The sequence below is a fragment of the Candidatus Limousia pullorum genome (assembly GCF_057405065.1).
Genome location: NZ_CM171614.1, coordinates 493,863 through 519,240 on the forward strand (window position 1 = coordinate 493,863; position 25,378 = coordinate 519,240).

A 25,378-nucleotide genomic window follows, 5' to 3' on the forward strand; every position below is an offset into this window, starting at 1 on the left:
CGTACCTTTAAAATTTCATATTATTAAATTTTTACACGTTCTCATGTCAAACAAGCGCTTGCAACACTGTCGTAACAATAACAAGAATTGTTCTTAAAGGAATACGGAGGACATGAAATGAAAAAGAACCAACAGAACCGGAACAATTCCGGAAATATGACCGCTGAAAAAACATCGGGAGTAAAGACATTTTTTACAATGCTGAGAAAACTGCTTGTTACGGTGATTATGGTTTGTATCTTTGCAGGTATTATCCTGACTGTTTCCGCTGTTTCCTATATTATAGGAATAGCCAACGAACCTTTGGGAATTGACCTTGAGGCAAAATCCTTGAACCTTACAAGCTTTATTTACTGCGAAAATCCGGAAACGGGTAAATTTGAGGAATATCAGACCCTTTACGACACGGAAAACCGTGTATGGGTTGATTTCGACGAAATACCCAAAGCCATGAAAGATGCAATTATTGCAATTGAGGACAAGCGCTTTGAAGAACACAACGGTGTTGACTGGATAAGAACAGGAGGCGCTGTTTTAAACCTTTTCACAGGTCAGGACAGCTACGGCGGCTCCACCATTACCCAGCAGCTTATCAAGAATGTTACCCTTGACAATGACGTTAGCCTTACACGTAAGATAAGAGAAATTTTCCGTGCTTTAAAGCTTGAGGATGAGTACAACAAAGACCAGATCCTTGAGGCTTACTTAAATGTTGTAAACTTCGGAAACAACTGTCAGGGAGTTCAGGCAGCGGCAAAGCTTTATTTTGACAAGGATATTTCAGATTGTTCAATAGCCGAGTGTGCCGCCATTGCGGGAATAACCCAAAACCCTTCTCTGTGGAACCCGCTTGTTTATCCTGAAAACAACAAGGAACGCCGTGAGGACGTTTTGTACGAAATGTATAACCAAGGAAAGATTACCGAAGTTGAATATAACGATGCTTTGGAAGAATCTGAAAATATGGAATTTGTAGGTTTCCAGTATTCAGATGAAGATGAAGACGATGATACAGATACACAGGAATGGAACTGGTATATAGATGTAATGTTCCGTGATCTGCGCAGAGACCTTGCAGAGAAATACAACATCACCGAGGATGCAGCCGAGGAGAAAATTTACACAGAGGGTCTCAAGATATACTGTGCCATGGATATAGAGATGCAGGAGTTTATGGAAGATACTGCTCTTTCCGTAAGCAGCTTTGCTTCAGACGAGGATTTGCAGACAGCTTTTACACTTATTGAATCCGACGGAAGAATTGTCGGAACAGTAGGAAGCTCAGACGAGCGTGAAGGAAAGCTTCTTTTCGACAGATCAAACACACCTTTGCAGCCCGGTTCATCAATAAAGCCGGTTTTGCCTTATCCATCGGCTATTGAGCAGGAAAAACTGAATTATTCAAGCTTGGTAGAAGACCAGCCATATGACAAATGGGCATATTATAACGGTCAGTGGCACTCAGGACCAAACAACGTATACGGATATTACAACGACTACATGACTGTAGCCGACGCCATTGAATGGTCATCTAACGCCGTTGCCGTAAGAGTTCTTGATTTGGCAGGAGTTTCTTACTGCTATGACAAAGCCACAAACGGCTTCGGATTTGAAAACCTTGACCCTGAGCAGGACAGCGTAAATCTGGGCGGTCTTTCTCTTGGCGGTCTTTCCAGAGGCGTTACCGTAAGAGAAATGGCTTCCGCTTACAATTACCTTATTACAGGCGGCAAGTATTACGAACCTTACACCTATTACTACGTTACAGACCAGAATGACAATATTATTTTGGACAACAGAAGCAACGACGGCGTACAGGTTTATTCCGAGGAAACCGCCGGCATTATGAACAGACTTCTTCACTACAATGTTACAACAGCTCAGCATACTCAGGCTTGGAGAGCAAGAGTAAGCGGCTGGGATATTATCGGTAAGACAGGTACAACAGACTCAGGAAAAGACTCTTGGTTCTGCGGATGCTCACCTTATGCTTCACTTGCTGTTTGGACAGGTTATGACGAGCCTCAGACAATCACAGGAAACGGCTCTATAAACTCCCTTACCATATTCCAAAAGGTTATGGCGGAGTACCTTTCAGACAAGAAAAACATAAACTATGAGCTGCCGGATACACTTATCTCCGCAAGGTATTGCAAAGACACCGGACTTCTGGCTTCATCCTCATGTTCCAATACAGACATAGGATATTATGCAGAGGATAATTTACCGTCCTATTGTTCTGAAACCGCTCACAATACCGAACCGACTTCTTCCGAGAATGAAAACAAAACCGACAATACTGAAGAACGGACAACCGAGGGTCACAACTCTAACACAGAGCCAACCACGGAACCAACGGAACCGCCTTCATCTTCAGAAGATCACACTTCACCGACCTCACCATCTTCGTCTGATGCCGGTCACACTTGATTGACAGTTTAACCTAAAATATGGTGACGCCGATATTCGATTAAATCCGGATACCGGCGTCACCGGAATACTGTTTGTCTTTTCAGAAAAACCGAAAGAGAGGCGCAAATATGATTTCTATCGCAATTATGGGACACGGAGTCGTAGGCTCCGGCGTTTCAGAAATTATCACATCACACAAAAACAAACTTTTCACCGCTTTAGGTGAAGAAATCGACATAAAATACATATTGGATCTCAGAGATTTTCCGGATCACCCACTTGCCAGCAGATTTATAAAGGATTTTGAAACCATAGTAAATGACGTTGACATAAGGGTTGTTGCCGAGGTTATGGGCGGACTCCACCCCTCTTACGAATATGTAAAGCGTTGTCTTGAGGCAGGAAAGAGCGTTGTCACATCAAATAAAGAGCTTGTTGCCGCACACGGCGCAGAGCTTTTGGCTATTGCCAAGGAAAACAACGCAAACTTCCTTTTTGAAGCCAGCGTAGGCGGCGGTATCCCGATTATCAGACCTATGGACCAGTGCCTTGTGGCTAACAACGTGGACGAGGTTGCAGGTATTCTCAACGGCACAACAAACTACATCCTCACAAAGATGATTAACGACGGCATGCAGTTTGAGGACGCCTTAAAGCTTGCACAGGAGCTGGGATATGCAGAGAGAAACCCTGCCGCAGACATTGAAGGACACGACGCATGCCGCAAAATATGTATTTTGGCTTCTCTCGCCTTCGGCAAACATGTTTATCCCCAGTACGTTCACACAGAGGGTATCACAGCCATAACCCTCGAGGACGTAAAATATGCAGAAAAATGGGGCGGCGTTATCAAGCTTATCGGACAGGTTAAGCTTTTGGAAAACAAGAAGCTTGATATCTTTGTAGCTCCTATGTTTGTTCCAAACAAGAGCCAGCTTTCCGATATTGACGACGTATTCAACGGAATTATGGTAAGAGGCGACTGCACAGGCGACGTTGTTTTCTACGGAAGAGGAGCAGGAAAGCTTCCAACCGCCAGCGCAGTGGTTGCCGACATTGTTGACTGCTGCAAGCACTTAAAAGCCAGAAAGAGAATTTTCTGGACAGACGGCGGCGAGGATCTTGTTATTCCTTACGATGAGTCAGTTACAGCCATGTATCTCCGTCTCAAGTCCAAAGACGAACATTGTGCATATGATATTGCAAAAGAAGTATTCGACGGAAATGTCGAGCCTCTTGTTCTTGAGGAAGCTCAGGAAAGCGAAATCGCTGTTATCACCAACCCCATGCCTTACGGCATGATTAAAAATAAAATCTCCGACCTTGAAGCAAAGGGCGTTTGCGTCCTCTCAGCTTTGAGAATCGGTGATCTATAATAAGCAAAAAAGGAGTACTATAATATGAGTCTTATTGTCCAGAAATTCGGCGGAAGCTCTGTTGCCAACGCCGAGCGTGTGATGAATGTTGCAGGTATCGTTACAGACACATATAACAAAGGAAACGATGTTATAGTTGTTGTTTCGGCACAGGGCGACACAACAGACGACCTTATAGAAAAAGCAAAGGAGATAAATCCCCACGCTTCAAAAAGAGAAACAGACATGCTCTTGTCAGCCGGCGAGCAGATTTCAATTGCCTTGCTTGCAATGGCTATTGAAAAGCTGGGTTATCCTGTTGTTTCCCTTTTGGGATGGCAGGCAGGCTTCCAGACAACTTCCGCTCACACCAGCGCAAGAATTAAGAGAGTTGTTCCTGACAGAATTAAAAAAGAACTTGACCAGAGACGCATCGTAATCGTTGCAGGTTTCCAGGGTCTTAACAGATATGACGATATAACCACTCTCGGAAGAGGCGGTTCAGACACAAGCGCAGTTGCAATCGCTACAGCTCTTCACGCTGACCTTTGTCAGATTTACACAGACGTTGAAGGCGTTTACACAGCTGACCCGAGAAAGGTTAAAAAAGCTATTAAGCTTAAAGAAATTTCCTATGATGAAATGCTTGAGCTCGCTACACTTGGTGCTCAGGTTCTCAACAACCGTTCAGTTGAAATGGCTAAGAAATATAATATTGAACTCGAGGTTCTCTCCAGTCTTACAAAAGCCCCGGGTACATTGGTAAAGGAGAATGCAAAAATGGAGAAAATGTTAATCAGCGGCGTAGCAAAAGACACAGACGTAGCAAGAATTTCTGTAACAGGTATTCCTGACAGACCAGGCCTTGCATTCAAGATGTTTGCAAAGCTTTCTGCAAAGGACATAAACGTTGACATTATCCTCCAGTCAATCGGACGCAACGATACAAAGGACATCTCCTTTACTGTTGCTAAGTCAAAGGGTGAAGAGGCTGTTGCAATCCTCAAGGACTACATCAACGTAATCGGCGCTAAGGAAGTTCTCTACGATGACAACATCGCAAAGGTTTCCATCGTAGGCGCAGGTATGGAAAGCCACGCAGGCGTTGCTTCCAAGATGTTCGAGGCTCTCTATGACTCACACATCAACATTCAGATGATCAGCACCAGCGAAATCAAGGTTTCCGTTCTCATCGACAAGAACGACGCCGACACAGCTGTTGCAGCCATCCACTCCAAATTCTTCGAGTAATTTATATCCGACCTGCAAAGGGAGGATATAAAAATAAGCACCTGCACAGGTCGGGCGAAACCTTTTCCTTAATCTTTGGAATGGCTCGCTCACATTAAAGTTTTCTTTAATAAACAATTTACCCCATGGCTTTAATTTCTAAAAGTCATGGGGTATCTTTTATTTCCTTTTTTTATTTCCGACCTGCAAAGGGAGGATATAAAAATTGACTTCCGTTTCAGGTCGGGCGAGTCTTTTGTTTCCGCCTTGTAAAACTTTCTTTAAGAAATCAGCACCGTTTCAAGGCGGGCGAAACCTTTTTCTTATTCTTTGGAATGGTTCGCCCTCGGTAGGGTTTGATTTTAAAATTATAAATTTACAGCCATGGTTTTATTTTTGAACCATGGCTGTTTCTTTATTTTCTTTTATAGAACTATACATCGTAGGGGCGGATTGTATATCCGTCCGGTAACACAACGGTAAATGATAAAAAATATGTCTTTTTACGGAGATTGTGTTAAATAATACACCGACCAAAAACATATTTTTATAAATGTGAACTCAGTTTATCTGCAAGCCTTATAAATCCTCCATAAGCTTCTCAACGTCGCTCTGACCGTAATCTATATTTTTGGTTATAAGTACCGTTCCGTCCCTTTTAAGTCCTAACGTATATTTGTTGCCTGCGGAAACAGCCACTATATCGTTCCAGTCCTCTACATCGCACTGGCCGTGGTGGTTATCCCCCACAGCTTCTACAGTACCGTCTTTTCTAAGTCCAACTGTGTGATTCATACCTGCTGAAACAGAAACCATATTTTCCCAGCCCTTTAAATTACATTGACCGTATGTGTTTCCTCCTACAGCAACAGCTGTTCCGTCGCTTTTTAATCCTGCTGTGTGGTGCCAGCCTGCCGATGCAGACACGATATTTTTCCATTTACTCACATCACACTGACCATTGACGTTATTTCCTGTAGACACAACACTGCCGTCGTTTTTCACGCCTACTATAAACCTAAATCCTGCCGAAATGTCCTTAATATTTTTCCAGAAGTTCACATAACTTTTATAATAATAATTATTGCCTGCTGCCACAACCGTGCCGTCTTCTTTAAGACCTGCGGTACAATCATACCCGGCGGCAACAGCTTTTATATTTTTCCAATCGCCAACATCACAGCGTTTATCGTAATCAGCCCCTACAGCCACAACCGTGCCGCCTTTTTTAAGTCCCACTGTGTGTTCCCACCCTATGGAAATACCGGCAATATTTTTCCAGTTTGCAGCATCGGTTTTTTGGCTTATACCGCACTCTTCTGCCACAATCTCTCCGTTTCTTTTAAATCCCACAACTAAATTTCTCTTTGCAGATATTGCGGCTATATTCTTCCAGCCTTTTAATCTTTCCTTTTCTCCGTTTTTATTGCTTCCGGCATAAACTACAGTTCCGTCTTTTTTAAGTCCCACTGTAAAATTATCTCCGGCGGCTATAGCGGCAATATTTACCCAACCGGAAACATCACATTCTCCGGCATTATTTTCTCCGGCAGCTGCAACACGGCTGTCACTTTTTAATCCCGCCAGATGATAGTTTCCCGATACAATCTCAGAAATATTTGTCCATCTGCCCGTATCTTTCAAACGGTAATTTCCATAGCCTGTAATCACAACGGTTCCGTCTTTTTTTAGTCCTGCCGTAAAATCACTTCCTGCGGCAACGGATTTTATATCTCTCCATTCTTCTACATTACATTGTTTAAAGAGATTATCTCCAACTGCCACGACTGTTCCGTCTTTCTTTACTCCCACAGTGTGCTCGTTTCCAAGAGCTACAGACGTAATATTTTCCCATTCGGATACTTTGCAGCTGCCTTTATCGTTGTCCCCTACGGCAACAACCTTTCCGTCTTTTGTAATTCCTGCCGCATGGCGGCGTCCTGTGACAACAGACGCTATATTTTCCCAATCTCTTACCGAGTATTTTACTACTTTTCCGTTTCCTATTACTTCCGCTGTTCCGTTATCTTTCAGACACAGTACATAGTTATCTCCAGCCACAGCAGAAACCACATTTTTCACACCGTCTATTTTCGTATTTATTACGCTTTCTTCTTTTGTTGTTATAACCGTTCCGTCATTTCTCAGACCTGCAATACAACTGCTTCCTGCGGAAATTGCTTTAATATTTTTCCAGCCGTCAATTTGATTGCTGAATCCCTCTTTTAATTTTGTACACATAATCTTGCCGTTTATGTCAACCGCAGCTGCATGATAGGCTCCTGCCCCAATGCTGATTATATTTTTCCAATTTGTTATTTCATCAAGGCAATAGTCACCGCTGCCTTTAAATAAAACAGTACCGTCTTTTTTAAGTCCGAATGTCACATTATTTCCTGCCGCAACGGCAACTATATCATTCCATTTTTGTAAATCGCACTGACCGAAGTAATTTTGTCCTGTTGCCACAACTGTGCCGTCTTTTTTTAAACCCACAGTGTGGTTGCCTCCTGCGGCTATCGCCTCTATATTTCTCCAGCTTTGCACATTACAGCTTCCATAATAATTCCAGCCTGTCGCCACAACTGTGCCGTCTTTTTTAAGTCCCACAGTATGATTATATCCCGCCGCAACAGCCACAATATTTTTCCATTCAAGCACAATGCACTGTCCTTTTGACCTATTTCCTGCGGCAATCACCGTTCCGTCTCTTCTAAGTCCCACAGTATGGCCATATCCTGCCGCAGCAGAAATAATTCCATACCAGTCCTCAACATTGCACTGTCCAGCCGAATTATCTCCTGTAGCCACAACATGTCCGTCTTTTTTAAGTCCTATTGTATGATAGCATCCTGCATAAACCGCCGCAAGATTTTTCCAGCTTCCCACGCTGCATTGACCGCTGTAGTTATTGCCTATTGCCGCAGCTGTTCCGTCCTCTTTAAGTACAACAGTGTGATAATCCCCCACCGCAACGGCTGTTATTTTATTACGCTTTTTCGCCTTTTCAAGCTTTATAACCTTTCCGCATACAGGGCAGGTCAAAATATATTTCTCCTCGTCAAAGTAAAATGTATAGCCGCCGCAGACCTCACAGCGTTTTACATTTCTAAATTTCGCTTCCCTGATTGTTTTTAATTTGGAACATGAGAAGCTTCCGCTTTTAACCATTGATAATGTGGGAAGCCTTTCAAAATCACAGCTTAAATCAAAGCCGCAGTCACTGCAAACAAAACCTGTATTTTCCTTTCCGCACACGGGACACCTGTTCATAAAAATCCCTCCATCAAATTTTTTATATTTAGTCCGCCATAAGCTTCTCAGCGTCGCACTGTCCGTAATCTATATCCTTTGTTATCACTACTGTTCCGTCACTTTTAAGTCCTGCCGTAAAGCCGAATCCCGAGGCAACAGCCACAATATTTTTCCAGTCCTTTACATCGCACTGACCGTGTCGGTTATCTCCTGCCGCAACGACCGTACCGTCTTTTCTAAGTCCCACTGTGTTATCCATACTTGCCGAAACGGACATTATATTATCCCATCCGCCCACATCGCACTGACCGTTGGAATTATCGCCTACAGCCACAACCGTTCCGTCGCTTTTTAAACCTACCGTGTGATAACATCCTGCCGCCGCAGACTCTATATTTTCCCAAACGTACACATTTCTCTGACCACTTCCTGTCGCTCCTACCGAAACGACTGTTCCATTGTTTTTTACTCCTATTGTAAAGTCATCTCCTGCCGAAATCCCTTTTATATTTTTCCATTTACTAACATCACAGTTTCCAAAATAATTTTCGCCCACAGCCACTACTCTGCCGTCCGCATTAAGTCCTGCTGTATGTTCCCATCCTGCTGAAACAGCAATAATGTTTTTCCATTTTGAAACGTCACATTGCCCTTTATCATTGTCGCCCATTGCCACAACACTTCCGTCAAATTTAAGACCCACAATATGACAAGAGTTTACCGAAATATCAAGTAAATTTCTCCAGCCGCTCACATCCCAGAAAGCGTTTTTATTTCTTGCGGCAAATAAAGCACTGCCGTCATATGTCACACATGCAACGCCGGCAGCTCCTGCAGAAATCCTCCTGATATTTCTCCATCCTGCGGTTTTATGCTGAAGACCTTCTCTTAATTTTTTGCATATCAGCGTGCCGTTTTTATCAACCGCCGCCATATGATATCTTCCCGACGCAATTTTGCTTATATTTTCCCAAATCGAGCCTTCAATAAGACAACAGTCGTCTTCACTTACGGACAACACTGTTCCGTCCTTTCTAAGTCCGAATATTGCGTTATTTTCCACTGCAACAGCGGTTATGCTCTTCCAGCTCTTTACGGCTTCCCTGAGAAGATAATTATTTCCCACAGCCACAACTGTTCCGTCTTTTTTTAATCCTGCGGTGCATCTATATCCTGCCGCAATGGCGGTTATATCTTTCCAGTTTTCAACATTACAGGAGCCTCTAAGATTATTGCCCACAGCAACAGCTGTTCCGTCTTTTCTAAGTCCTACAGTGTGGTCATGTCCTGCGGCGATTGCCGTAATATTTTTCCATTCATGCACAAGGCTTTCTTCTCTGTCACCTGTACTCACAACCGTTCCGTCGCTTCTAAGACCTACAGTATGTTCGTAACCTGCCGCAACGGAAACTATAGACCTCCAGTCCCCTGTTTTACACTGTCCTTTGGAATTGTCGCCCACAGCAACAACGGTTCCGTCTTTTCTAAGTCCTACCGTGTGATAGCCTCCGGCGGAAATCCCGGAAATATTTTTCCATGTTCCCACATTGCACTGTCCGCTGTAGTTGTTGCCTATTGCCCCAACTGTTCCGTCCTCTTTCAGTACAACAGTGTGATAATCCCCCGCCGCAAGGGAAATTATTTTCTTTCTGTTTTTCGGTTTATTATTTATAACATCCGCATTGGTTATTTCATTCCTGTATTTTTCAGGTATTTGAAGCTTTGAAACCTTTCCGCAGGCTGTACAGATAAAAAGATATTTTTTCTCATCAAAATAAAAGCTGTGACCGCCGCAGACCTCACAGCGTTTTACATTTTTAAATTTCGCTTCCTTGATTGTTTTTAATTTGGAACATGAGAGGCTTCCGCTTTTAATCATTGATAATGTGGGAAGTCTCTCAAAATCACAGCTTAAATCAAAGCCGCAGTCACTGCAAACAAAGCCTGTATTTTCCTTTCCGCACACGGGACATTTATTCATTTTCTTTTCCCTCCTAATTCAAATAATATCCGTTCATCCTTTTTTTCAATTATACCACAAAATAACCACTCTACAATAAAAAAGACCTGTTTTCCTCTCAAGAAAACAAGTCTTTTTATTAAATGTATTAAATTAACCAAGCACCAATTTTGCTGTATCAACGCTTTCCTTTGCGTCCTTGCAGTAATAGTCTGCGCCTATCTTCATGGCGTAGTCTTTGGTGAGCACCGCTCCGCCTACAAAAATAACGCACTTGCTGGTTCCGTCGGGATTTTGAAGCTGTGGAGTGTTTCTCACAAGCTTTATTGTGTCCTCCATGCTTTTAAGTGTTGTGGTCATCAAAGCTGAAAGCCCTATCATCTTTATATTCTGAGCAATAGCTGTGTCAACAACCTTCTGAGGGTCAACATCTCTGCCCAAGTCCACAACGGTATATCCGTAGTTGTCCAAAAGTACCTTTACAATATTCTTTCCGATATCGTGAATATCCCCCTTTACCGTTGCAAGGATTATTTTTCCCTTGCTTACAGGGGCATTGCTTGAGGATGCTATTTTCTCCTTGATTATCTCAAAGCAAGCCTGAGCCGCATTTGCGCTCTGGATAAGCTGGGGCAAAAAGGTTTTTCCCTTTTCAAAGGAATCGCCAGCCTTGTCCAAAGCAGGAATAAGCTTTTGGTTTACTATTTCCAAAGGCTCCATTGTGTTTAAAAGCTCCTTTGTTATAGCGGCGCACTCGGATTTAAGTCCGTTTTCTATTGCTTCCGCCAAGTCCCCTGTTCCCTTTTGGGCTGTGGACTGTGGCTTTTTCTCTCCCACATTAGCCTGATTATAGCTTTCGATAAATTTTACGGAGTTTTTATCAATGGCTTTCAAAACCTTGTAGGCTCTCACCGCTCCTGTCATGCTGTCCACATTTGGGTTGATAATAGGCAGGTCAAGGCCGTTTTCCAAAGCCATGGTGAGAAATGTTCTGTTTATAAGCTCTCTTTCCGGAAGACCGAATGAGATATTTGAAACGCCTAAAACCGTCTTGCATCCAAGCTTTTCTTTAACCATTTTCAAGGCTTTGAGTGTCTCTGCGGCTCCCTCCTGCTCCGCTGAAACGGTTAAGGTAAGACAGTCAATATAAACGTCCTCACGGGAAATACCGTAGCTTTGAGCCGCCTTTACTATCTTTTCCGCAATGGCAAATCTGCCCTCTGCGGTTTTTGGTATTCCGCCTTTGTCAAGGGTAAGACCAACCACGGAAGCTCCGTATTTTTTAACCAGCGGAAGAACTGTCGCTATGCTCTCGTCCTCGCCGTTTACTGAGTTTACAATGGCTTTTCCGTTATAAACCCTAAGTCCTGCTTCCAAAACATCCGGCTTTGTTGTATCTATCTGCAAAGGCACGTCCACAACCGCCTGTATCTCCTTAACGGCACGAACCATCATTTCTTTTTCGTCGATTTCCGGAAGTCCCACGTTTACGTCAAGAATATCCGCTCCGCCCTTAACCTGAGCCACCGCCTGGTTTAAGATGTAGTCCATATCACCGTCAATCAATGCTTGTTTAAACAACTTCTTCCCGGTAGGGTTTATTCTCTCACCGATTATTCTCGGCTCCTCAATGTCCACAGCCTTTGTGGCACTACAAACTGCCGGATATTTTCTCACGGTGTTTTCCACATGCTTTTTATCCTTTAAAGCTTCACAAAGCTTTTCTATATATTCGGGAGTTGTTCCGCAGCAGCCTCCGCAGATTCTCAAACCCAAAGGCACAAGCTTTGCCATGCTCTCTGCGAACTCCTCCGGCGACACATCGTATGTGTTGCTGTTTGGGTCTGGCAAGCCTGCATTCGGCTTGATAACTATAGGCAATGGTGAAAACTGTGAAAGCTGTTCTGCTATCGGGAACATCTCCTCAGGTCCCAAAGAGCAGTTAAGTCCCATTGCGTCAACGCCAAGACCCTTTAATGTCATAGCCATACATTCAACGGAACAGCCTGTAAAGGTTCTCAGATCCTTTTCAAATGTCATGGTGCAGATTATAGGCTTATCTGAATTTTCCTTTGCGGCAAGAACTGCGGCTTTAAGCTCGTAAAGGTCGGTCATTGTTTCAAAGACAATCAAATCCGCATCACTGCCTGCCAAAATCTGCTCCTTAAAAATCTCGTAAGCTTCTTCAAAGGCAAGACCTCCGGCCGGCTCTAAAAGCTGACCGATAGGGCCTATATCAAGAGCTACCAGAGTGTCTGTATTTTCCGCCGCCTTTTTGGCGTTCACAACCGCTGTCTTTATAACCTCTTCTGCGCTGTAGCCACAGCCCTCTAACTTATAGCTGTTTGCGCCGAAGGTGTTGGCGTATATAATGTGGGCGCCTGCGTCTATATAGCTTTTGTGTATGCCGGTTATAATTTCCGGATGGGAAATTCCCAGAAGTTCCGGAATTTCTCCAACTTTCAATCCGGACTTTTGAAGCATTGTTCCCATTGCTCCGTCCAGAATTATAAACTCTTTTGTTTCAAGCAATTCTTTAAATGTCACAGCGCAAACCCGCCTTTCTGAATTTACAGTTTTCCCTCATATTGCAAACGGCGCAGCCTCTTTTTCTCTTTTCAATAGGATTTTTTGAAATTCCCATAACCGCCGTAACCGACTTTGTAGGGGTAAGCAAAGAGCTTTTATTGGTGCAAAGGCCTATTTTTCTCGGTGCGTCTAAAATCCTCAGAAATTCCCCCTGCAAATCTATTGGGTAATCCCCGTATCCGCAGGAAAATCTGAATGTGAGATACTCGCCGGGATAAAGTGAAGCTACAATCATATCAACCTGATTGCACACCTGTTCTATTGCAACGCTTGCAAGGCTGTCAATAACCACCGCTTCCGACATATCGGTTATCTGGGAAACCCTTATAAGCCTGTCAATTCCTGCACCAAGAGTTGCGCACATTACAACAGCCTTTTCACAGCCCTTTAAATGCTCCTCAATATCATTTCCGTGATGAAGCACCGGACTGTCAACAGGGATTTCCTTATACAGATATTTGACCGAAGCCGTTTCAAATATTTTCTTTTCGCAGATATCCAGCAAATTTTCTATCTGAGGAGTCACTGAAAGGTTTTTTCCTCCCAGATATCTCAGACATTCCTGTCTGCTGAGTTTTTCAAGCTTTATCATCTGTTTCCCCTCAATCAAAGGAGATTTTTTATTGCAGAGGTGATTTTCTCCGCTATGTACGGGTTGTTCATTGTATAGATATGAATACCCTCTGCTCCGCTGGCAATAAGGTCAACAATCTGTTCAACCGCATAGGCAATTCCTGCGTCTCTCAACGCCTCGGGATTGCTCTCGTACTTCGCCATAATTTTTGAAAACTTAGCCGGAAAACTTGCTCCGCACAGGGAAACCATTTTCTCTATCTGCTTTTTATTTACAACCGGCATAATACCCGCAGAAACAGGCACATTTATTCCGGCGATTCTTGCCCTTTCTCTGAAACGGTAATAGGCGTTATTGTCAAAGAAAAGCTGAGTTATAAGATGCTCTGCACCTGCGTCAACCTTTTTCTTTAAGTTGAGTATGTCCTCAACCTCGTCTGCGGCGTCCACATGAACTTCCGGATAACAAGCTCCGCTGAGGTAAAAATTACCCTTTTCCTTTATGTAGCTGCAAAGGTCGGAAGCGTGTTTAAAGTCGTGGCAAGGCTCTTTATCGGGGACAATATCGCCTCTCAAAGCCAGAATATTTTCAATTCCTCCAGCCTTAAATTCTTCCAAAACTCTGTCAATATGGGATTTTTCGCTGTTGATACAGGTAAGGTGAGCCAAAGCGTCTATTTTATGGTCGTTTATAAGCTTTGAAGCGATTTCAACGGTATGTCCCACATTGCTTCCGCCTGCTCCGTAAGTAACGCTTATAAAGTCCGGTCTAAGCTCCACGAGCTTTTCCAGTGTTCCGTAAATAGTCTCCACCGGAGATGTTTTTTTCGGAGGGAAAACCTCAAAGGAAAGCACTGTCTTTCCCTTATTAAATTTATCTGCTATATTCATATTCATCACCTGCTGTATCATAATTTTAAAATCTATTACCTCATATAATACCACAATACGACCGGTAACACAACACTAAATGGTAAAAATACGCCTGTTACAGAGATGATGTTAACTAACAAACCAACCTGAAATATATTTTTATAATTATGATTAAATATAAAAATAACCGTGGTTCAAAATTTAAAGAACCACGGTTGTTGTTTCTATTATTTAAAATTCAACCCAAATACAAGCGAGCCATTCCAAAGACTTAACAGAAGGTCTCGCCCGACCTGTGCAGAACCTTATTTTTATAACCACCCTTTGCAGGTCGGTTATAAAATTATCGGAGGGTTGCGCCTATGGAGGCTAAGGCTTCGATTGATTTCTTCATTACAGAGTTTATCTGCTCCTCGGTGAGGGTGGCTTCTGCGCTTCTCATAACAATGTTGAATGCTACGCTCTTCTTGCCTGCTTCAATCTGCTTTCCCTGGTAAACGTCGAAGAGCTTAACCTCTTCAAGAAGCTTGCCGGCTGCCTTTGCTATTTCCTTTTCAAGGGTGAGAACAGGAATATCCTCATCACAGATAACAGCAAGGTCACGGGAAACCGCCGGATATTTTGGAAGCGGAATAAATGTCTTTTCAAGCTGTGCATTTTCAAACATAAGGTCAACGTCAAGGGTGAAGCAGTAAACCTTAGTGTCGATGTCATAGTTCTTTGCAGCGTCCGGGTGAATTTCGCCCATAACGCCAAGGCGTTTGCCGTTTATCTCAAGAACTGCGCATCTGCCCGGATGATATCCGAACTCATTTTCAGAAGCATAAATATCCCAGTTCTTAACACATGTCTTTTCAAGAACTCTCTCAACTGCTCCCTTTAATGTGAAGAAGTCTGCGTCGTCGCCGTAAACGCCGGCAACAAGTACGTTTTTCTCTATAGGAAGCTCATCAGGAGTTGTTGGGATGTACTCTCTTGCAATTTCAAAGAGAGCTACATTTGAATTTCTGTTGTTGTAGTTTTTGGAAAGTATCTCCATCATGCTTGGGAGAGCGGTTGTTCTCATAATTGAGGTATCCTCGCCCAGAGGGTTGGAGATTACAACGGAATTTCTCAAAGGATGATTTTCCGGCATAAGGATTTTATTGTAATATTTCGGGCTTATGAAAGAATATGTCATAATCTCGTTGAAGCCCAAAGCAAGCATTGCTGCGGAAATTGTCTTGTCGAACTTCTGACGCTCTGTGAACTTGCCCTGTGCGCCGCCGGAAATTGCTGTTGAATCGATTACATTGTATCCGTAGAAACGTGCGATTTCCTCGGCGATATCTGCCTTACACTCAAGGTCAGGTCTGAATGTGGGAACGGTGATTGTGTCGCCCTCAACCTTACATTCAACCTTGTGGAGAATGTCTATCATCTCTTCACGGGAAAGATTTGTTGCAAGGAACTTGTTTGTCCATTCTGGCTCGAACTTGATTGTGTGGTTGCCCTCTTCGTACTGCTTATCCATAAGGATACCGTCCATAACGTCACCGGCGTCAAGAAGCTCTACAAGCTCGCAGGCTCTTTCAAGAGCAGGGAGGCAGGCGTTAGGGTCAAGACCCTTTTCATATCTTGAGGAAGCGTCTGTTCTCATACCCTGGGACTTTGCGGTAATTCTTACGCTTGAACCCTTAAAGGTTGCGCTTTCAAATACGATAGTTGTTGTATCGTCCATGATACCTGAGTACTCGCCGCCCATAACACCGGCAATAGCAACAGGCTTGTTTGCGTCGGCGATTACAAGGTTTTTGTCGGTGAGTGTTCTCTCAATGCCGTCAAGTGTTGTAATCTTTTCGCCGTTTTTGGCAAGTCTTACTCTGATTTTGCCCTCGTCGATAAATCTAAGGTCAAAAGCGTGCATAGGCTGGCCGTATTCAAGCATTACATAGTTTGTAATATCAACGATGTTGTTGATAGGACGAACGCCCATTGCTCTCAGACGCTCTCTGAGCCAGCGTGGTGAAGGCTTAACTCTTACGTTTTTAACTATTCTTGCGGAGTAGATTTTGCAAAGCTCCGGGTTTTCTATTTTAACATCCAGCATACCTGTGCAGTCGCCGTTTCCGGCCTTTACAACAGGTTTGTGAAGTTTAAGCTCTTTGTTAAATGTTGCGGCTGCTTCTCTTGCAAGACCGATAACGCTGAAGCAGTCAGGACGGTTTGAGGTTATTTCAAACTCAACCTTTGTGTCGTTAAGACCGATTGCCTCTCTGATGTCCTTGCCAAGAGTTTTGTCGCAGTCGTCGCCGAGAACAAAAATTCCGTCCTCGACTGCATACGGGAAGTCGTGGGCTGTAAGTCCCAGCTCGGAAAGTGAGCAGAGCATACCGTTTGATGGAACGCCTCTGAGCTTGCCCTTTTTAATCTTTACGCCGTTTGGCAAAACTGAATTATCCTTAGCAACAGGGATATAGTCCCCAACTGTAAGGTTTTTAGCACCTGTAACAATCTGAACAGGCTCGCCCTCGCCGATGTCTATCCGGCATACAACCAGCTTGTCAGCGTCCGGGTGCTTTTCAATGGACAAAACCTTTCCCACTACCACGTTCTTTGTGTTTTCAGCCTCAATTTCATAGCCCTCAACCTTAGAACCGCTCATGGTCATTGCCTCGGAAAATTCTCTCGGAGGCATTTCTATATCTACAAATTCTTTAAGCCATCTCATTGACAGATTCATAAAATTCTACCTCCTTTTATCAGTCAAACTGCTTGAGGAAACGAACATCGTTTTCAAAGAACAGTCTTAAATCGTTTATGTTGTATCTTCTCATTGCAATTCTTTCAAGTCCGAGACCGAAAGCAAAGCCTGAGTAAACCTCCGGGTCGATGTTGCAGGTTTCCAAAACCTTTGGATGAACCATGCCGCAGCCGAGAATTTCTATCCAGCCTTCGCCCTTACAAAGAGGGCAGCCTGCGCCGTGGCAGTTAAAGCACTGAACGTCAACCTCTGCGGAAGGCTCTGTAAATGGGAAGTGGTGAGGTCTGAAACGAACAACGCTGTCCTCGCCGTAAAGCTGCTTTATGAAGATTTCAAGAGTTCCTTTAAGGTCTGCAAAGGAAACGCCCTTGTCAACAACAAGTCCCTCAATCTGGTGGAAGAGAGGTGAGTGTGTTGCGTCTACAGCGTCGCTTCTGAAAACTCTTCCCGGAGAAATAATTCTGATAGGAGGCTGCTGCTTCTCCATAACACGAACCTGAACCGGTGAAGTCTGAGTTCTCAAAACTATATTTTCATTTATATAGAATGTATCCTGTGTATCTCTTGCAGGGTGGTCCTTTGGAATATTGAGAGCCTCAAAGTTGTAGTAATCCTTTTCAACCTCTGGGCCGTCAACAATATCAAATCCCATACCGATAAAAATATCCTTAATATCGTCAAGCACAACGGTGAGCGGGTGTCTGCTTCCCAAAACCTTAGCCTTGCCCGGAAGAGTAACGTCGATTTTCTCGGCTTTGAGCTTTTCTGCCTGGAGCTTCTGGGCGATTGATTTGCTGTCATCTTCGATTTTTGCTTCAATCTCGCTTCTGATAACATTTGCAAGCTGGCCTACAACAGGTCTTTCCTCGGCGGAAAGCTTACCCATCTGCTTCAAAATTCCTGTAAGCTCGCCTTTTTTGCCCAGGAATTTAATTCTTACCGCTTCAATATCCTGAATTGATGCGGCATTTTCAAGTTCATTTAAAGCCTTTTGTCTTATGGCTTCAAGCTGTTCTTTCATCAAAGTCAATCCTTTCCTTTAAGCAGTTTATATTTCTGATAAATTAACACAATTTAAAATACGGCGGAAAAATAAAAAAGCCCCATCGGCATAAAAATGCCAAAGGGACGAAATTATCCGTGGTACCACCCTGTTTTTTGCTTCAAAAAGAGCAAACACTCCTTCGGCATATAACGGTGCCTGCCGTCGAAGCCTACTGAAATTTCAGCCTCGCCACTCAAAAGGGAACTTCACAAACCCTGCAAAGCAGTGCGCTTCCAGCCACGGCGCACATTCTCTGGGCAATGCTTTTGGGAAAGCTACTTCCTTTGTCATCGTGTTATCATCAGCTATCTTTGTAATATTATCATTTTTTTGTGAAATATGCAAGGGCTTTATTGAATTTTTTTCGGATATATGTTATCATATACAATATTAGCCGAAAACCCTCTAATAGTTTGTGAGTTTTATCTACAAAAGAAACTGAGAGTTTACGGCGTATATCAACAAATAATTTATTTTAAAAATGGTAAGATAACGGCAGAACCTTTCCTCATGTTTCGGAAAAATAAAAGGCTTTGCCGGTCGGAAATCTACCGTCGGAAAGGAAAAATATGGACATCTTCGTGGAACAGCTTGTTAAAAAGAAAAGAAAAGCGGTTGACTATGCCACTGTGGCACTGGTTATTATGATCGGTCTTATTCTTGCCGGACTTTCAGTGCTTCTGGTTATTATGTTTGCGCCGTTTATGCTGATTTTGTCATTCATCGTTGTGTTTGCTTTTATTTACCTTGCAATCTTTGTAGCTCAGGGAACAAATCTTGAGTTTGAATATTCCGTAACCAACGAATATCTTGTTATTGACAAAATAATTGCAAAGAAAAGAAGAAAAAATCTTGTGGACATAAAAATTTCCACAATAGAAAATTTCTGCAAATTTACCGACCCAAAACTTCAGAGCATTAAAATCAACAAAAACGTATATGCCTGCGAGGATTACAACAATGACGATACATACGTTATAACCTACCGTGACCCGAAATTCGGTACAAAGGCTGTAGCCTTTACACCTAACGATGAAATCTTCAAGGCAATGCGCCCATACTTGAGAAGAGAAATCATAACAGAACTTTACTACAAAAAATAAATACAATTCAGGCGGCAGTAATTTTGCCGCCTGTCTTTTTAACGGAGTGATTTTAAATGTCAAACAACACACCACTTATTACAAAGGAATTTTTAAAGGATAAAATTAAATCCCGTCCCATAGATTCAAACAAGGGAACTTTCGGAAATCTTCTTGCAATCTGCGGAAGCTACGGCATGGCAGGTGCGGCAATGATGGCGGCAATGGGCGCTTTACGTTCCGGCGTTGGTCTTATGCGCCTTGCAATCCCCGAAAGCATTTATCCCGTTGCGGCGGTAAGGCTTCCCGAGTGCGTTTTCCACCCAATAAAAACCACAGACAAAACCTTTTCACAGAGCAACTGTACAGAGCTTTTAAAGCTTTGTGAAACAGCCTCCGCTGTGGTTTTGGGCTGCGGCATGGGCTGGAATTTCTTCACCTCATCAGTAACCGAAAGAATAGTTGAAAGCTGTGCCGTTCCCATGGTAATAGATGCGGATGGTCTAAACTGCGTAAGTGAACATATAGATATATTAAACAGTGCAAAAGCTCCCTTAATAATCACACCTCACCCGGGAGAAATGGCAAGGCTCACAAAAACAACCATAGAGGAAGTTCAAAGCAACCGCATTGAGTGCGCCTGCAATTTTGCAAAAAAGTACAATGTAATAACAGTCTTAAAGGGCGCCGGAACGGTTGTTGCCTCACCCACAGGCGAATACAGGGTAAACACCACCGGAAATCCGGGAATGTCCACAGGCGGAAGCGGCGACATTCTCGCAGGAATTGTAGGCTCTCTGCTGGCTCAGGGATATTCACCTTTTGATGCCGCCTGCCTTGGCGTGTTTGTACACGGTCTTGCCGGCGATATAACCGCCAAACAGCAGGGCATGATTTCCATGCTCCCAACAGACACATTAAAAAATATTTCAAAAGCCTTCTTTTTTATAACCGACCAGTAAATGTAGGATATATAAATCAACTTCCGTTTCAGGTCGGACGAAACTTTTTTATCTCCGCCTTGCAAGGATTTAGTTTAGAAATAAAGTTCATTTCAAGGCGGGCGAGACGTTTTCCTTATTCTTCGGAATGGCTCACCCACATATGGGTTAGTTAAAGTATCAATCAGCAAATATCAAGAATGATTAGTTAAAAGAAAAATAAAGAAATAAAAACTATTTAATGAAAATAGAGGTATTATATTATGAAAAAAATTTTTCTTTTATCTTCGGCAATTCTTATAATTATGTGGGCGGCGATTTTTTCCGGATGTTCTCAAAAGGAAATTTCTCCCCAAAAGGCTGACCTTTCCTTTGACTGCTCGGCAAATATAAACTGCAAGGGTCTTGAGTACACGGCGGACATAAGCTACAGCGAAAATTCTCCGCTGATTATTGAAATCACCTCGCCGGAAAGTCTTTGCGGTCTTAAAACAGGATTTAAAGGCGATGTTTTCAAGTCCGGTATAGGTGAAAAATTTTGTCAGACCGAAAACCACTATCTCCCCGACACAAGTCCATCCCAGCAGCTTTACAATTTTATTGAATATCTTTCCTCAACGCCACAGATAACCCCTTATGCTGAGGAAAACGGTCTTTTGCTGTGCAAGGGTAAAATCTATTCAAAGGAATTTGATTTCGCACTGGATAAAGAAAGCGGAAAGGTAGTTTCCTATTCCTCTGATGATGTAGAAATAGAATTTATTTTTAATATATAAAACACAATCCGACCACGGTTATAGTTCTGTAAAGGAATAATAAAAATAATATTGCAAAGGGTTGTTGTGTGTGATATACTCATGATGATTATATGCATCAAAAGAATTTAAATATAACGGAGGTTTTATAAATGAGCAAAATCACAAAACAATCTATAATCGGCGACGTTCTGGACATGTATCCTGATACAGCAAAATATTTCCTTGAAATCGGTATGCACTGCCTTGGCTGTCCTTCTGCAAGAGGCGAATCAGTAGAAGAGGCTTGCATGGTACACGGCAAGGACGCTGACGAGCTTGTTGCAAAGCTCAACGCTGCAATCGGAGAATAAAAATATGCATACACTTTTTACACCGGACAACAGACTTGCCCTCTGCGCAAGCTTTGTCAGGGATAAAGTAAAGGTGGCAGACATAGGAACAGACCACGCTTATCTTCCCGTATGGCTTTGCCTTACGGGAAAAGCTGTTTCTGCGGTTGCCGCCGATATTAACCCGGAGCCTTTAAGCCGTGGAGAACTGACCATAAAAAAATACGGCGCAGAGAAGCTTGTAAAAACAAGGCTCAGCGACGGACTTAAAAATATTAAAGAAGATGAAGCCGACGATATAATAATTGCCGGTATGGGCGGAGAGCTTATAGCCAAAATTATGGACAACTGCCCTTTTTCAAAAAATCCGGAAAAAAGATTTATTTTACAGCCCATGACTAAATGCAGTGAGCTTATAAAATATCTCTGTGAAAATGGGTTTGAAATTTTAAGACAGGACACCTGTAAGGAGGGCAAAAAGCTTTACACCGTTATGCAGGTATGCTATAGAGGAGAAAAAATCCCCCATGAGGAAGATTTTTTATATCTCGGCATCTTAACGCCGGAAACAAATGAAAACCATAGGGAGTACGCAGAGCTTATACTCAGCCGTCTTGAGAAACAGCAGAGAAGCAACCCGAGTTTAAAAAATGTTTCCGAGATTATTAGGAAAAGATGTGAAAATAATGTATAACGAAAAAGCATATCCAACACCAAGGGACATAATAGCATTTACCCAGACCTTTGCTCCATTGGAAACCGCTATGGATTTTGACAACAGCGGCTTTCTTGCCGGCGACATAGACGGCGAAATCAAAACAGCGATTTTGGCTTTGGATATAACAAAGGATGTTGTTGAGGAAGCAAAAGAAAAAGGAGCACAGCTTATAATAAGCCACCACCCCATTATTTTTAATCCTGTTAAAAATATTATGGCGGATACCGCCCTTTACTCCCTTATACGAAACGGACTTTCCGCCCTTTGCCTGCATACAAATCTGGATTTAGCCGCTGACGGCGGAGTAAACATGTGCCTTGCAAAGGCGGCAAATGTTCAAAACCCACATTTTGTTGAGGGCGAATGTCTTGTTATAGGCGAGCTTTCAGAGCCTGTAACAGCAGAGAGATTTGCCTACGGTTTAAAGGACGCTTTGAACTGTCAGGGACTTAGAGTTGTAAATAAGGAAAAGACTGTTCAGAAAATCGCCATGTGCTCAGGTTCCGGCGGAGATTATGTATTTCTTGCCAAAAAGCTGGGCGCCGACCTTTTGCTTACGGGAGAGATAAAACACCATGAAATCCTCTTTGCCGCAGAAAACGACATGAGCGTTGTTGACGCAGGTCATTATAAAACAGAGGATATTGTAATAGCACCATTGGCAAAACGCCTTTCCAATCAATTCCCAACGGTGAATTTTTTAATTTCCGAAAGATACACAGACGGCGTTTCCTATCTTTGATTATAATAATTTTTACATAAAAACCAATCGTCCCCGAGGATTAGACGGGGACGATTGGTTTTTTATTTTTATTTAAGAAAGGACATTTTCATAAAACAGGATGACGCCTGATTTATACATTATCGGTAAATAGCTTATTTATTCAAAGAGCTTTATCTGATATAATATATGCAGCAATTAGTCTTCTCTTGCTTCCATCATATATTTCATAAGATTCTTTGCGTCTTCAATACAGTTGCATACAACATTAAGGCGAGATATCTTTCCTGACGGTGCAGAAGCGAGACAGCCTATCAAAGCTCTGAGCTTTCTGTCATTTCTGATGTCGTATTTTGTACCGTCATCGGACTTAAGATAAACAGGCTCTTTGCAGTTGTCAATTACCTCAAAAAAACTTTTAACGTCTGCAATATTGCAAAATGTCATTCCAATCTGATTGCTTTTCATATGAATACCTCCGCTTCAGATTTTGTGAACCTGTTTGGTTCCTGCAATAATAAGATACATCTTAATGGGAAATTTTACAATAACAATTCAGACCTATAACATAACAAAACCGACTAAGGAGATTTTATGGCCCTTCAAGACCCCAATCTGTACATAGGACAAAATAACCGAGAACTTAAACCCCACGGAACTCCCGATTTCCCCTGCGCCGGCTACAAAAGCCAAACCTATATTCAGTGGCACTGGCACGAGGAAACCGAGCTTATTGCGGTTCATTCAGGTAAAATCAAACTAAAGCTCACAAACGGAACCTATGAGCTTTCCGCAGGCGACGGAGTTTTTATAAACACAAACACCCTCCACTGTATAGAGCTTTTATGTGAGGGAACCGTTCTGCACTCCCTTGTTTTTTCAAACTCGCTTATATACGGTTCAAGGTACAGCGTTTTTGCGAGAAAATATGTTTTTCCAATATCCGAGTCCCACCAGGTTTTAAAATCAATTCTCCTGCGCCCGGATACCCCATGGCAGAAAAACGCCCTGACCTGCATTGAAAACGCCTACTGCGCCATACGTGACGACAACCCGGGATATGAGTTTGAGGTTAGAGAAAACCTTTCACGCTTCTGGTATTTGATGTTTATCAATACACAAATCCAAAATATTATTTCGCAGAACACAAACAACGATTCCGTGAGAATAAAGCAAATGCTTCGCTATATTCATGTTCATTACGGTGAACAAATAAATGTCTCCCACATAGCGTCAGCCGCCAACGTGGGAGAACGTGAGTGTATGAGATGTTTTAACAGAACTATTTCCATATCCCCCACACAGTATCTTTTAAAATACCGCATGGGTCAGGCTTCCTATTTTTTGAGAACCTCCATGATGACAGTTTCGGAGGTTGCCTCTGCCTGCGGCTTTAACAACTCCTGTCATTTTGCAAAAACTTTCAAAAAATATTTCAACTGCACCCCCAGCGAGTACAGAAAAAAATACAAGTAAAGGAGGTTATCCTTGTGAAAATAAAATTCACAAAATCTTTTGTTTGTCTTTTTCTTATTCTTTTAACCTTTGGCTTTACTGCAAAAGCCGAGGAAGCTGTGCAGGCTTATCTTGAGTTTGACACAACCAGCACAAAGTCGGAAATTAGGGTTGATGTTGTTATAAAACCCAGTTCATCTGTTGGAGCATTTCAGGCTGAATACGGTTATAATCCAGCATACCTACAGCTTAAAAGCATTTCTTCAAACAGCGGCGGCAAGGTTTACAGCAACGACGAAAACGGAAACATCGGCGTTATCTATATGAACGAGGTTCCCTCTGATGAACATGTTTTGACCCTTAAATTCAAGGTTTTACAGGAGGGAAACTCCGACATTACCGCCTATTATTCTGAAATTCTCTCCACCGGAAATTCACCCATTGAATTTGTAAACAATAACGACTGTGAGATTTCAGTAACCTCAACGGGCGTTACCTCCACATCAAAAACCGCCTCCAAAACCTCCTCTTCCTCATCGGGAAAAGTGTCGGTTATAAAAGACGAGGAGGGCAAAACTCCCACCGTGGAAAAGACTACAGAAAACCAATCGGGCTTACAGGACTTTTTCAGCTTTCAGTCCGACAATCCTGCCTTTTGGGCTTTGTGCGGCGCATTGGTCACAGCCGCTGTGGTTTTGATAATCTTCACCAGCTACAAAACGGGAGTTAAAAAAGCGCAGTCAGACAAAGAAGCAAATAAGTCCGAGGACACCGACGAAGAAACTTAAAAACTTGTTCCGTATGTCCCTGTAAGGGGGTCTTTGAACAGGTTTATCTGAGGCGGATTAAATGATGCATAGGCGGTAAACACAAACAAAATTGCAAATCCTGCCAGAGAAATAAACACCCATTTATCCGATGAGAGCTTTCCGCTTTTGATTATTTTATAGCGCAGATAATATGTTACAAAAACACCTATAAAAAATGTGGCTATGTCCGCTATCATAAAGTTTTGACCTATTATTCCCGTATAGGTGTAAAAAGCGGCGGTTATGGCGAACATTCCCGCAAGGATGGAAATAAAAAGCGCCGGGAAAAAGTTTTTATAATTTTTCCCGTAAATAAACCACTCTGCAATCACCACCAAAAACGCAGGGGTTAACAGCAGTTTTAAATGCTCCCATGTGCTTTCGTTTACTGCGGCAAACATTCCCACAAAGGTATTATTTCCCGAAAACTCATAGACAAAGTGGAACAGGGTTCCCATAACCGAAGTGACTGCGGCTGCAATCCATGAATATTTTTTTAACTCTTTCAATCAGGCTCCTTCTTTCTATAG

20 protein-coding genes and 1 other annotated feature are annotated in these 25,378 nt (G+C 42.7%); of the genes, 11 read left to right on the top strand and 9 right to left on the bottom strand.

Going from position 1 to position 25,378, the window contains the following annotated elements; all coding sequences use genetic code 11:
• Window positions 1–117: 117 nt before the first annotated feature.
• From CGICJO_RS02180 to CGICJO_RS02190, 3 genes are all read left to right on the top strand, one after another.
• On the top strand, window positions 118–2,430 hold the full coding sequence (locus tag CGICJO_RS02180) for a transglycosylase domain-containing protein (RefSeq protein ID WP_486499476.1): 2,313 nt from the start codon (window positions 118–120) through the stop codon (window positions 2,428–2,430).
• A 110-nt stretch (window positions 2,431–2,540) separates the two neighbouring features.
• Window positions 2,541–3,788, top strand: coding sequence for a homoserine dehydrogenase (locus tag CGICJO_RS02185; RefSeq protein WP_486499477.1), 1,248 nt, complete (start codon window positions 2,541–2,543; stop codon window positions 3,786–3,788).
• Window positions 3,789–3,812: 24 nt separating this feature from the next.
• Complete coding sequence (locus CGICJO_RS02190) at window positions 3,813–5,018, top strand: aspartate kinase (RefSeq protein WP_486499478.1); 1,206 nt, start codon at window positions 3,813–3,815, stop codon at window positions 5,016–5,018.
• A gap of 558 nt (window positions 5,019–5,576) precedes the next feature.
• Here CGICJO_RS02190 and CGICJO_RS02195 read toward each other — a convergent pair.
• From CGICJO_RS02195 to pheS, 7 genes are all read right to left on the bottom strand, one after another.
• A complete protein-coding gene (locus CGICJO_RS02195) occupies window positions 5,577–8,270 on the bottom strand; it encodes a hypothetical protein (protein WP_486499479.1) in 2,694 nt (897 codons plus the stop codon).
• A 28-nt stretch (window positions 8,271–8,298) separates the two neighbouring features.
• Window positions 8,299–10,233 (bottom strand): RCC1 domain-containing protein, encoded by a 1,935-nt coding sequence (locus CGICJO_RS02200; protein ID WP_486499480.1) that lies wholly within the window; start codon window positions 10,231–10,233, stop codon window positions 8,299–8,301.
• Window positions 10,234–10,365: 132 nt separating this feature from the next.
• A complete protein-coding gene (locus tag CGICJO_RS02205) occupies window positions 10,366–12,759 on the bottom strand; it encodes a homocysteine S-methyltransferase family protein (RefSeq protein WP_486499481.1) in 2,394 nt (797 codons plus the stop codon).
• Window positions 12,749–13,393: a vitamin B12 dependent-methionine synthase activation domain-containing protein gene (locus tag CGICJO_RS02210; RefSeq protein ID WP_486499482.1), complete on the bottom strand. Its 645-nt coding sequence runs from the start codon at window positions 13,391–13,393 to the stop codon at window positions 12,749–12,751. Before CGICJO_RS02210 ends, CGICJO_RS02205 begins: the two co-directional genes overlap by 11 nt.
• 14 nt (window positions 13,394–13,407) lie before the next feature.
• Window positions 13,408–14,265, bottom strand: a complete 858-nt coding sequence (gene metF / locus CGICJO_RS02215; RefSeq protein WP_486499483.1) for a methylenetetrahydrofolate reductase [NAD(P)H] — start codon at window positions 14,263–14,265, stop codon at window positions 13,408–13,410.
• Window positions 14,266–14,590: 325 nt separating this feature from the next.
• Window positions 14,591–16,969, bottom strand: coding sequence for a phenylalanine--tRNA ligase subunit beta (gene pheT, locus CGICJO_RS02220; protein WP_486499484.1), 2,379 nt, complete (start codon window positions 16,967–16,969; stop codon window positions 14,591–14,593).
• 19 nt (window positions 16,970–16,988) lie between these two features.
• Window positions 16,989–18,011, bottom strand: a complete 1,023-nt coding sequence (pheS, locus tag CGICJO_RS02225; RefSeq protein ID WP_486499485.1) for a phenylalanine--tRNA ligase subunit alpha — start codon at window positions 18,009–18,011, stop codon at window positions 16,989–16,991.
• Window positions 18,012–18,111: 100 nt separating this feature from the next.
• Window positions 18,112–18,335 (bottom strand) — a binding site (T-box leader).
• Between the two features lie 269 nt (window positions 18,336–18,604).
• Here pheS and CGICJO_RS02230 point away from each other — a divergent pair.
• The 6 genes from CGICJO_RS02230 (at window position 18,605) to CGICJO_RS02255 (ending at window position 22,605) form a co-directional block, all read left to right on the top strand.
• Window positions 18,605–19,138 carry a DUF6106 family protein gene (locus CGICJO_RS02230; protein ID WP_486499486.1) on the top strand — a complete coding sequence of 178 codons (534 nt, stop codon included), beginning with the start codon at window positions 18,605–18,607 and terminating at the stop codon, window positions 19,136–19,138.
• 56 nt (window positions 19,139–19,194) lie between these two features.
• Window positions 19,195–20,079 carry an NAD(P)H-hydrate dehydratase gene (locus tag CGICJO_RS02235; RefSeq protein WP_486499487.1) on the top strand — a complete coding sequence of 295 codons (885 nt, stop codon included), beginning with the start codon at window positions 19,195–19,197 and terminating at the stop codon, window positions 20,077–20,079.
• A gap of 242 nt (window positions 20,080–20,321) precedes the next feature.
• The gene (locus CGICJO_RS02240; protein WP_486499488.1) at window positions 20,322–20,834 is read left to right on the top strand and encodes a hypothetical protein; all 513 of its coding nucleotides are present in this window, start codon (window positions 20,322–20,324) and stop codon (window positions 20,832–20,834) included.
• A 131-nt stretch (window positions 20,835–20,965) separates the two neighbouring features.
• Entirely contained in the window at window positions 20,966–21,166 is a 201-nt protein-coding gene (locus tag CGICJO_RS02245; protein ID WP_087377225.1) for a DUF1858 domain-containing protein, read from the top strand.
• Between the two features lie 4 nt (window positions 21,167–21,170).
• Complete coding sequence (locus CGICJO_RS02250; protein ID WP_486499489.1) at window positions 21,171–21,839, top strand: class I SAM-dependent methyltransferase; 669 nt, start codon at window positions 21,171–21,173, stop codon at window positions 21,837–21,839.
• The gene (locus CGICJO_RS02255) at window positions 21,832–22,605 is read left to right on the top strand and encodes a Nif3-like dinuclear metal center hexameric protein (protein ID WP_486499490.1); all 774 of its coding nucleotides are present in this window, start codon (window positions 21,832–21,834) and stop codon (window positions 22,603–22,605) included. Before CGICJO_RS02250 ends, CGICJO_RS02255 begins: the two co-directional genes overlap by 8 nt.
• Window positions 22,606–22,782: 177 nt before the next feature.
• Here the strand turns inward: CGICJO_RS02255 and CGICJO_RS02260 are convergent, their stop codons facing one another.
• Window positions 22,783–23,052, bottom strand: coding sequence for a hypothetical protein (locus tag CGICJO_RS02260; RefSeq protein WP_087377219.1), 270 nt, complete (start codon window positions 23,050–23,052; stop codon window positions 22,783–22,785).
• Window positions 23,053–23,178: 126 nt separating this feature from the next.
• Between CGICJO_RS02260 and CGICJO_RS02265 the strand changes: the two genes are divergently transcribed.
• Together CGICJO_RS02265 and CGICJO_RS02270 are read left to right on the top strand one after the other, a co-directional pair.
• A complete protein-coding gene (locus tag CGICJO_RS02265; protein ID WP_486499491.1) occupies window positions 23,179–24,060 on the top strand; it encodes a helix-turn-helix domain-containing protein in 882 nt (293 codons plus the stop codon).
• A 14-nt stretch (window positions 24,061–24,074) separates the two neighbouring features.
• Window positions 24,075–24,827, top strand: a complete 753-nt coding sequence (locus CGICJO_RS02270; protein WP_486499492.1) for a cohesin domain-containing protein — start codon at window positions 24,075–24,077, stop codon at window positions 24,825–24,827.
• On the opposite strand, the gene CGICJO_RS02275 is transcribed toward CGICJO_RS02270, so the two are convergent.
• Window positions 24,824–25,357 (bottom strand): DUF6512 family protein, encoded by a 534-nt coding sequence (locus CGICJO_RS02275; protein WP_486499493.1) that lies wholly within the window; start codon window positions 25,355–25,357, stop codon window positions 24,824–24,826. The genes CGICJO_RS02270 and CGICJO_RS02275 overlap by 4 nt on opposite strands.
• Window positions 25,358–25,378: the final 21 nt, after the last annotated feature.

Bases quoted from the DNA above. Each gene is read 5' to 3' on its own strand.
- CGICJO_RS02265 (WP_486499491.1), top strand. From the start codon at position 23,179: ATGGCCCTTCAAGACCCCAATCTGTACATAGGACAAAATAACCGAGAA.
- pheT (WP_486499484.1), bottom strand. From the start codon at position 16,969: ATGAATCTGTCAATGAGATGGCTTAAAGAATTTGTAGATATAGAAATG.
- CGICJO_RS02245 (WP_087377225.1), top strand. From the start codon at position 20,966: ATGAGCAAAATCACAAAACAATCTATAATCGGCGACGTTCTGGACATG.
- pheS (WP_486499485.1), bottom strand. From the start codon at position 18,011: ATGAAAGAACAGCTTGAAGCCATAAGACAAAAGGCTTTAAATGAACTT.
- CGICJO_RS02240 (WP_486499488.1), top strand. From the start codon at position 20,322: ATGAAAAAAATTTTTCTTTTATCTTCGGCAATTCTTATAATTATGTGG.
- CGICJO_RS02210 (WP_486499482.1), bottom strand. From the start codon at position 13,393: ATGATAAAGCTTGAAAAACTCAGCAGACAGGAATGTCTGAGATATCTG.
- CGICJO_RS02200 (WP_486499480.1), bottom strand. From the start codon at position 10,233: ATGAATAAATGTCCCGTGTGCGGAAAGGAAAATACAGGCTTTGTTTGC.
- CGICJO_RS02230 (WP_486499486.1), top strand. From the start codon at position 18,605: ATGGACATCTTCGTGGAACAGCTTGTTAAAAAGAAAAGAAAAGCGGTT.
- CGICJO_RS02250 (WP_486499489.1), top strand. From the start codon at position 21,171: ATGCATACACTTTTTACACCGGACAACAGACTTGCCCTCTGCGCAAGC.
- CGICJO_RS02260 (WP_087377219.1), bottom strand. From the start codon at position 23,052: ATGAAAAGCAATCAGATTGGAATGACATTTTGCAATATTGCAGACGTT.
- CGICJO_RS02195 (WP_486499479.1), bottom strand. From the start codon at position 8,270: ATGAACAGGTGTCCCGTGTGCGGAAAGGAAAATACAGGTTTTGTTTGC.
- CGICJO_RS02235 (WP_486499487.1), top strand. From the start codon at position 19,195: ATGTCAAACAACACACCACTTATTACAAAGGAATTTTTAAAGGATAAA.
- metF (WP_486499483.1), bottom strand. From the start codon at position 14,265: ATGAATATAGCAGATAAATTTAATAAGGGAAAGACAGTGCTTTCCTTT.
- CGICJO_RS02190 (WP_486499478.1), top strand. From the start codon at position 3,813: ATGAGTCTTATTGTCCAGAAATTCGGCGGAAGCTCTGTTGCCAACGCC.
- CGICJO_RS02255 (WP_486499490.1), top strand. From the start codon at position 21,832: ATGTATAACGAAAAAGCATATCCAACACCAAGGGACATAATAGCATTT.
- CGICJO_RS02180 (WP_486499476.1), top strand. From the start codon at position 118: ATGAAAAAGAACCAACAGAACCGGAACAATTCCGGAAATATGACCGCT.
- CGICJO_RS02185 (WP_486499477.1), top strand. From the start codon at position 2,541: ATGATTTCTATCGCAATTATGGGACACGGAGTCGTAGGCTCCGGCGTT.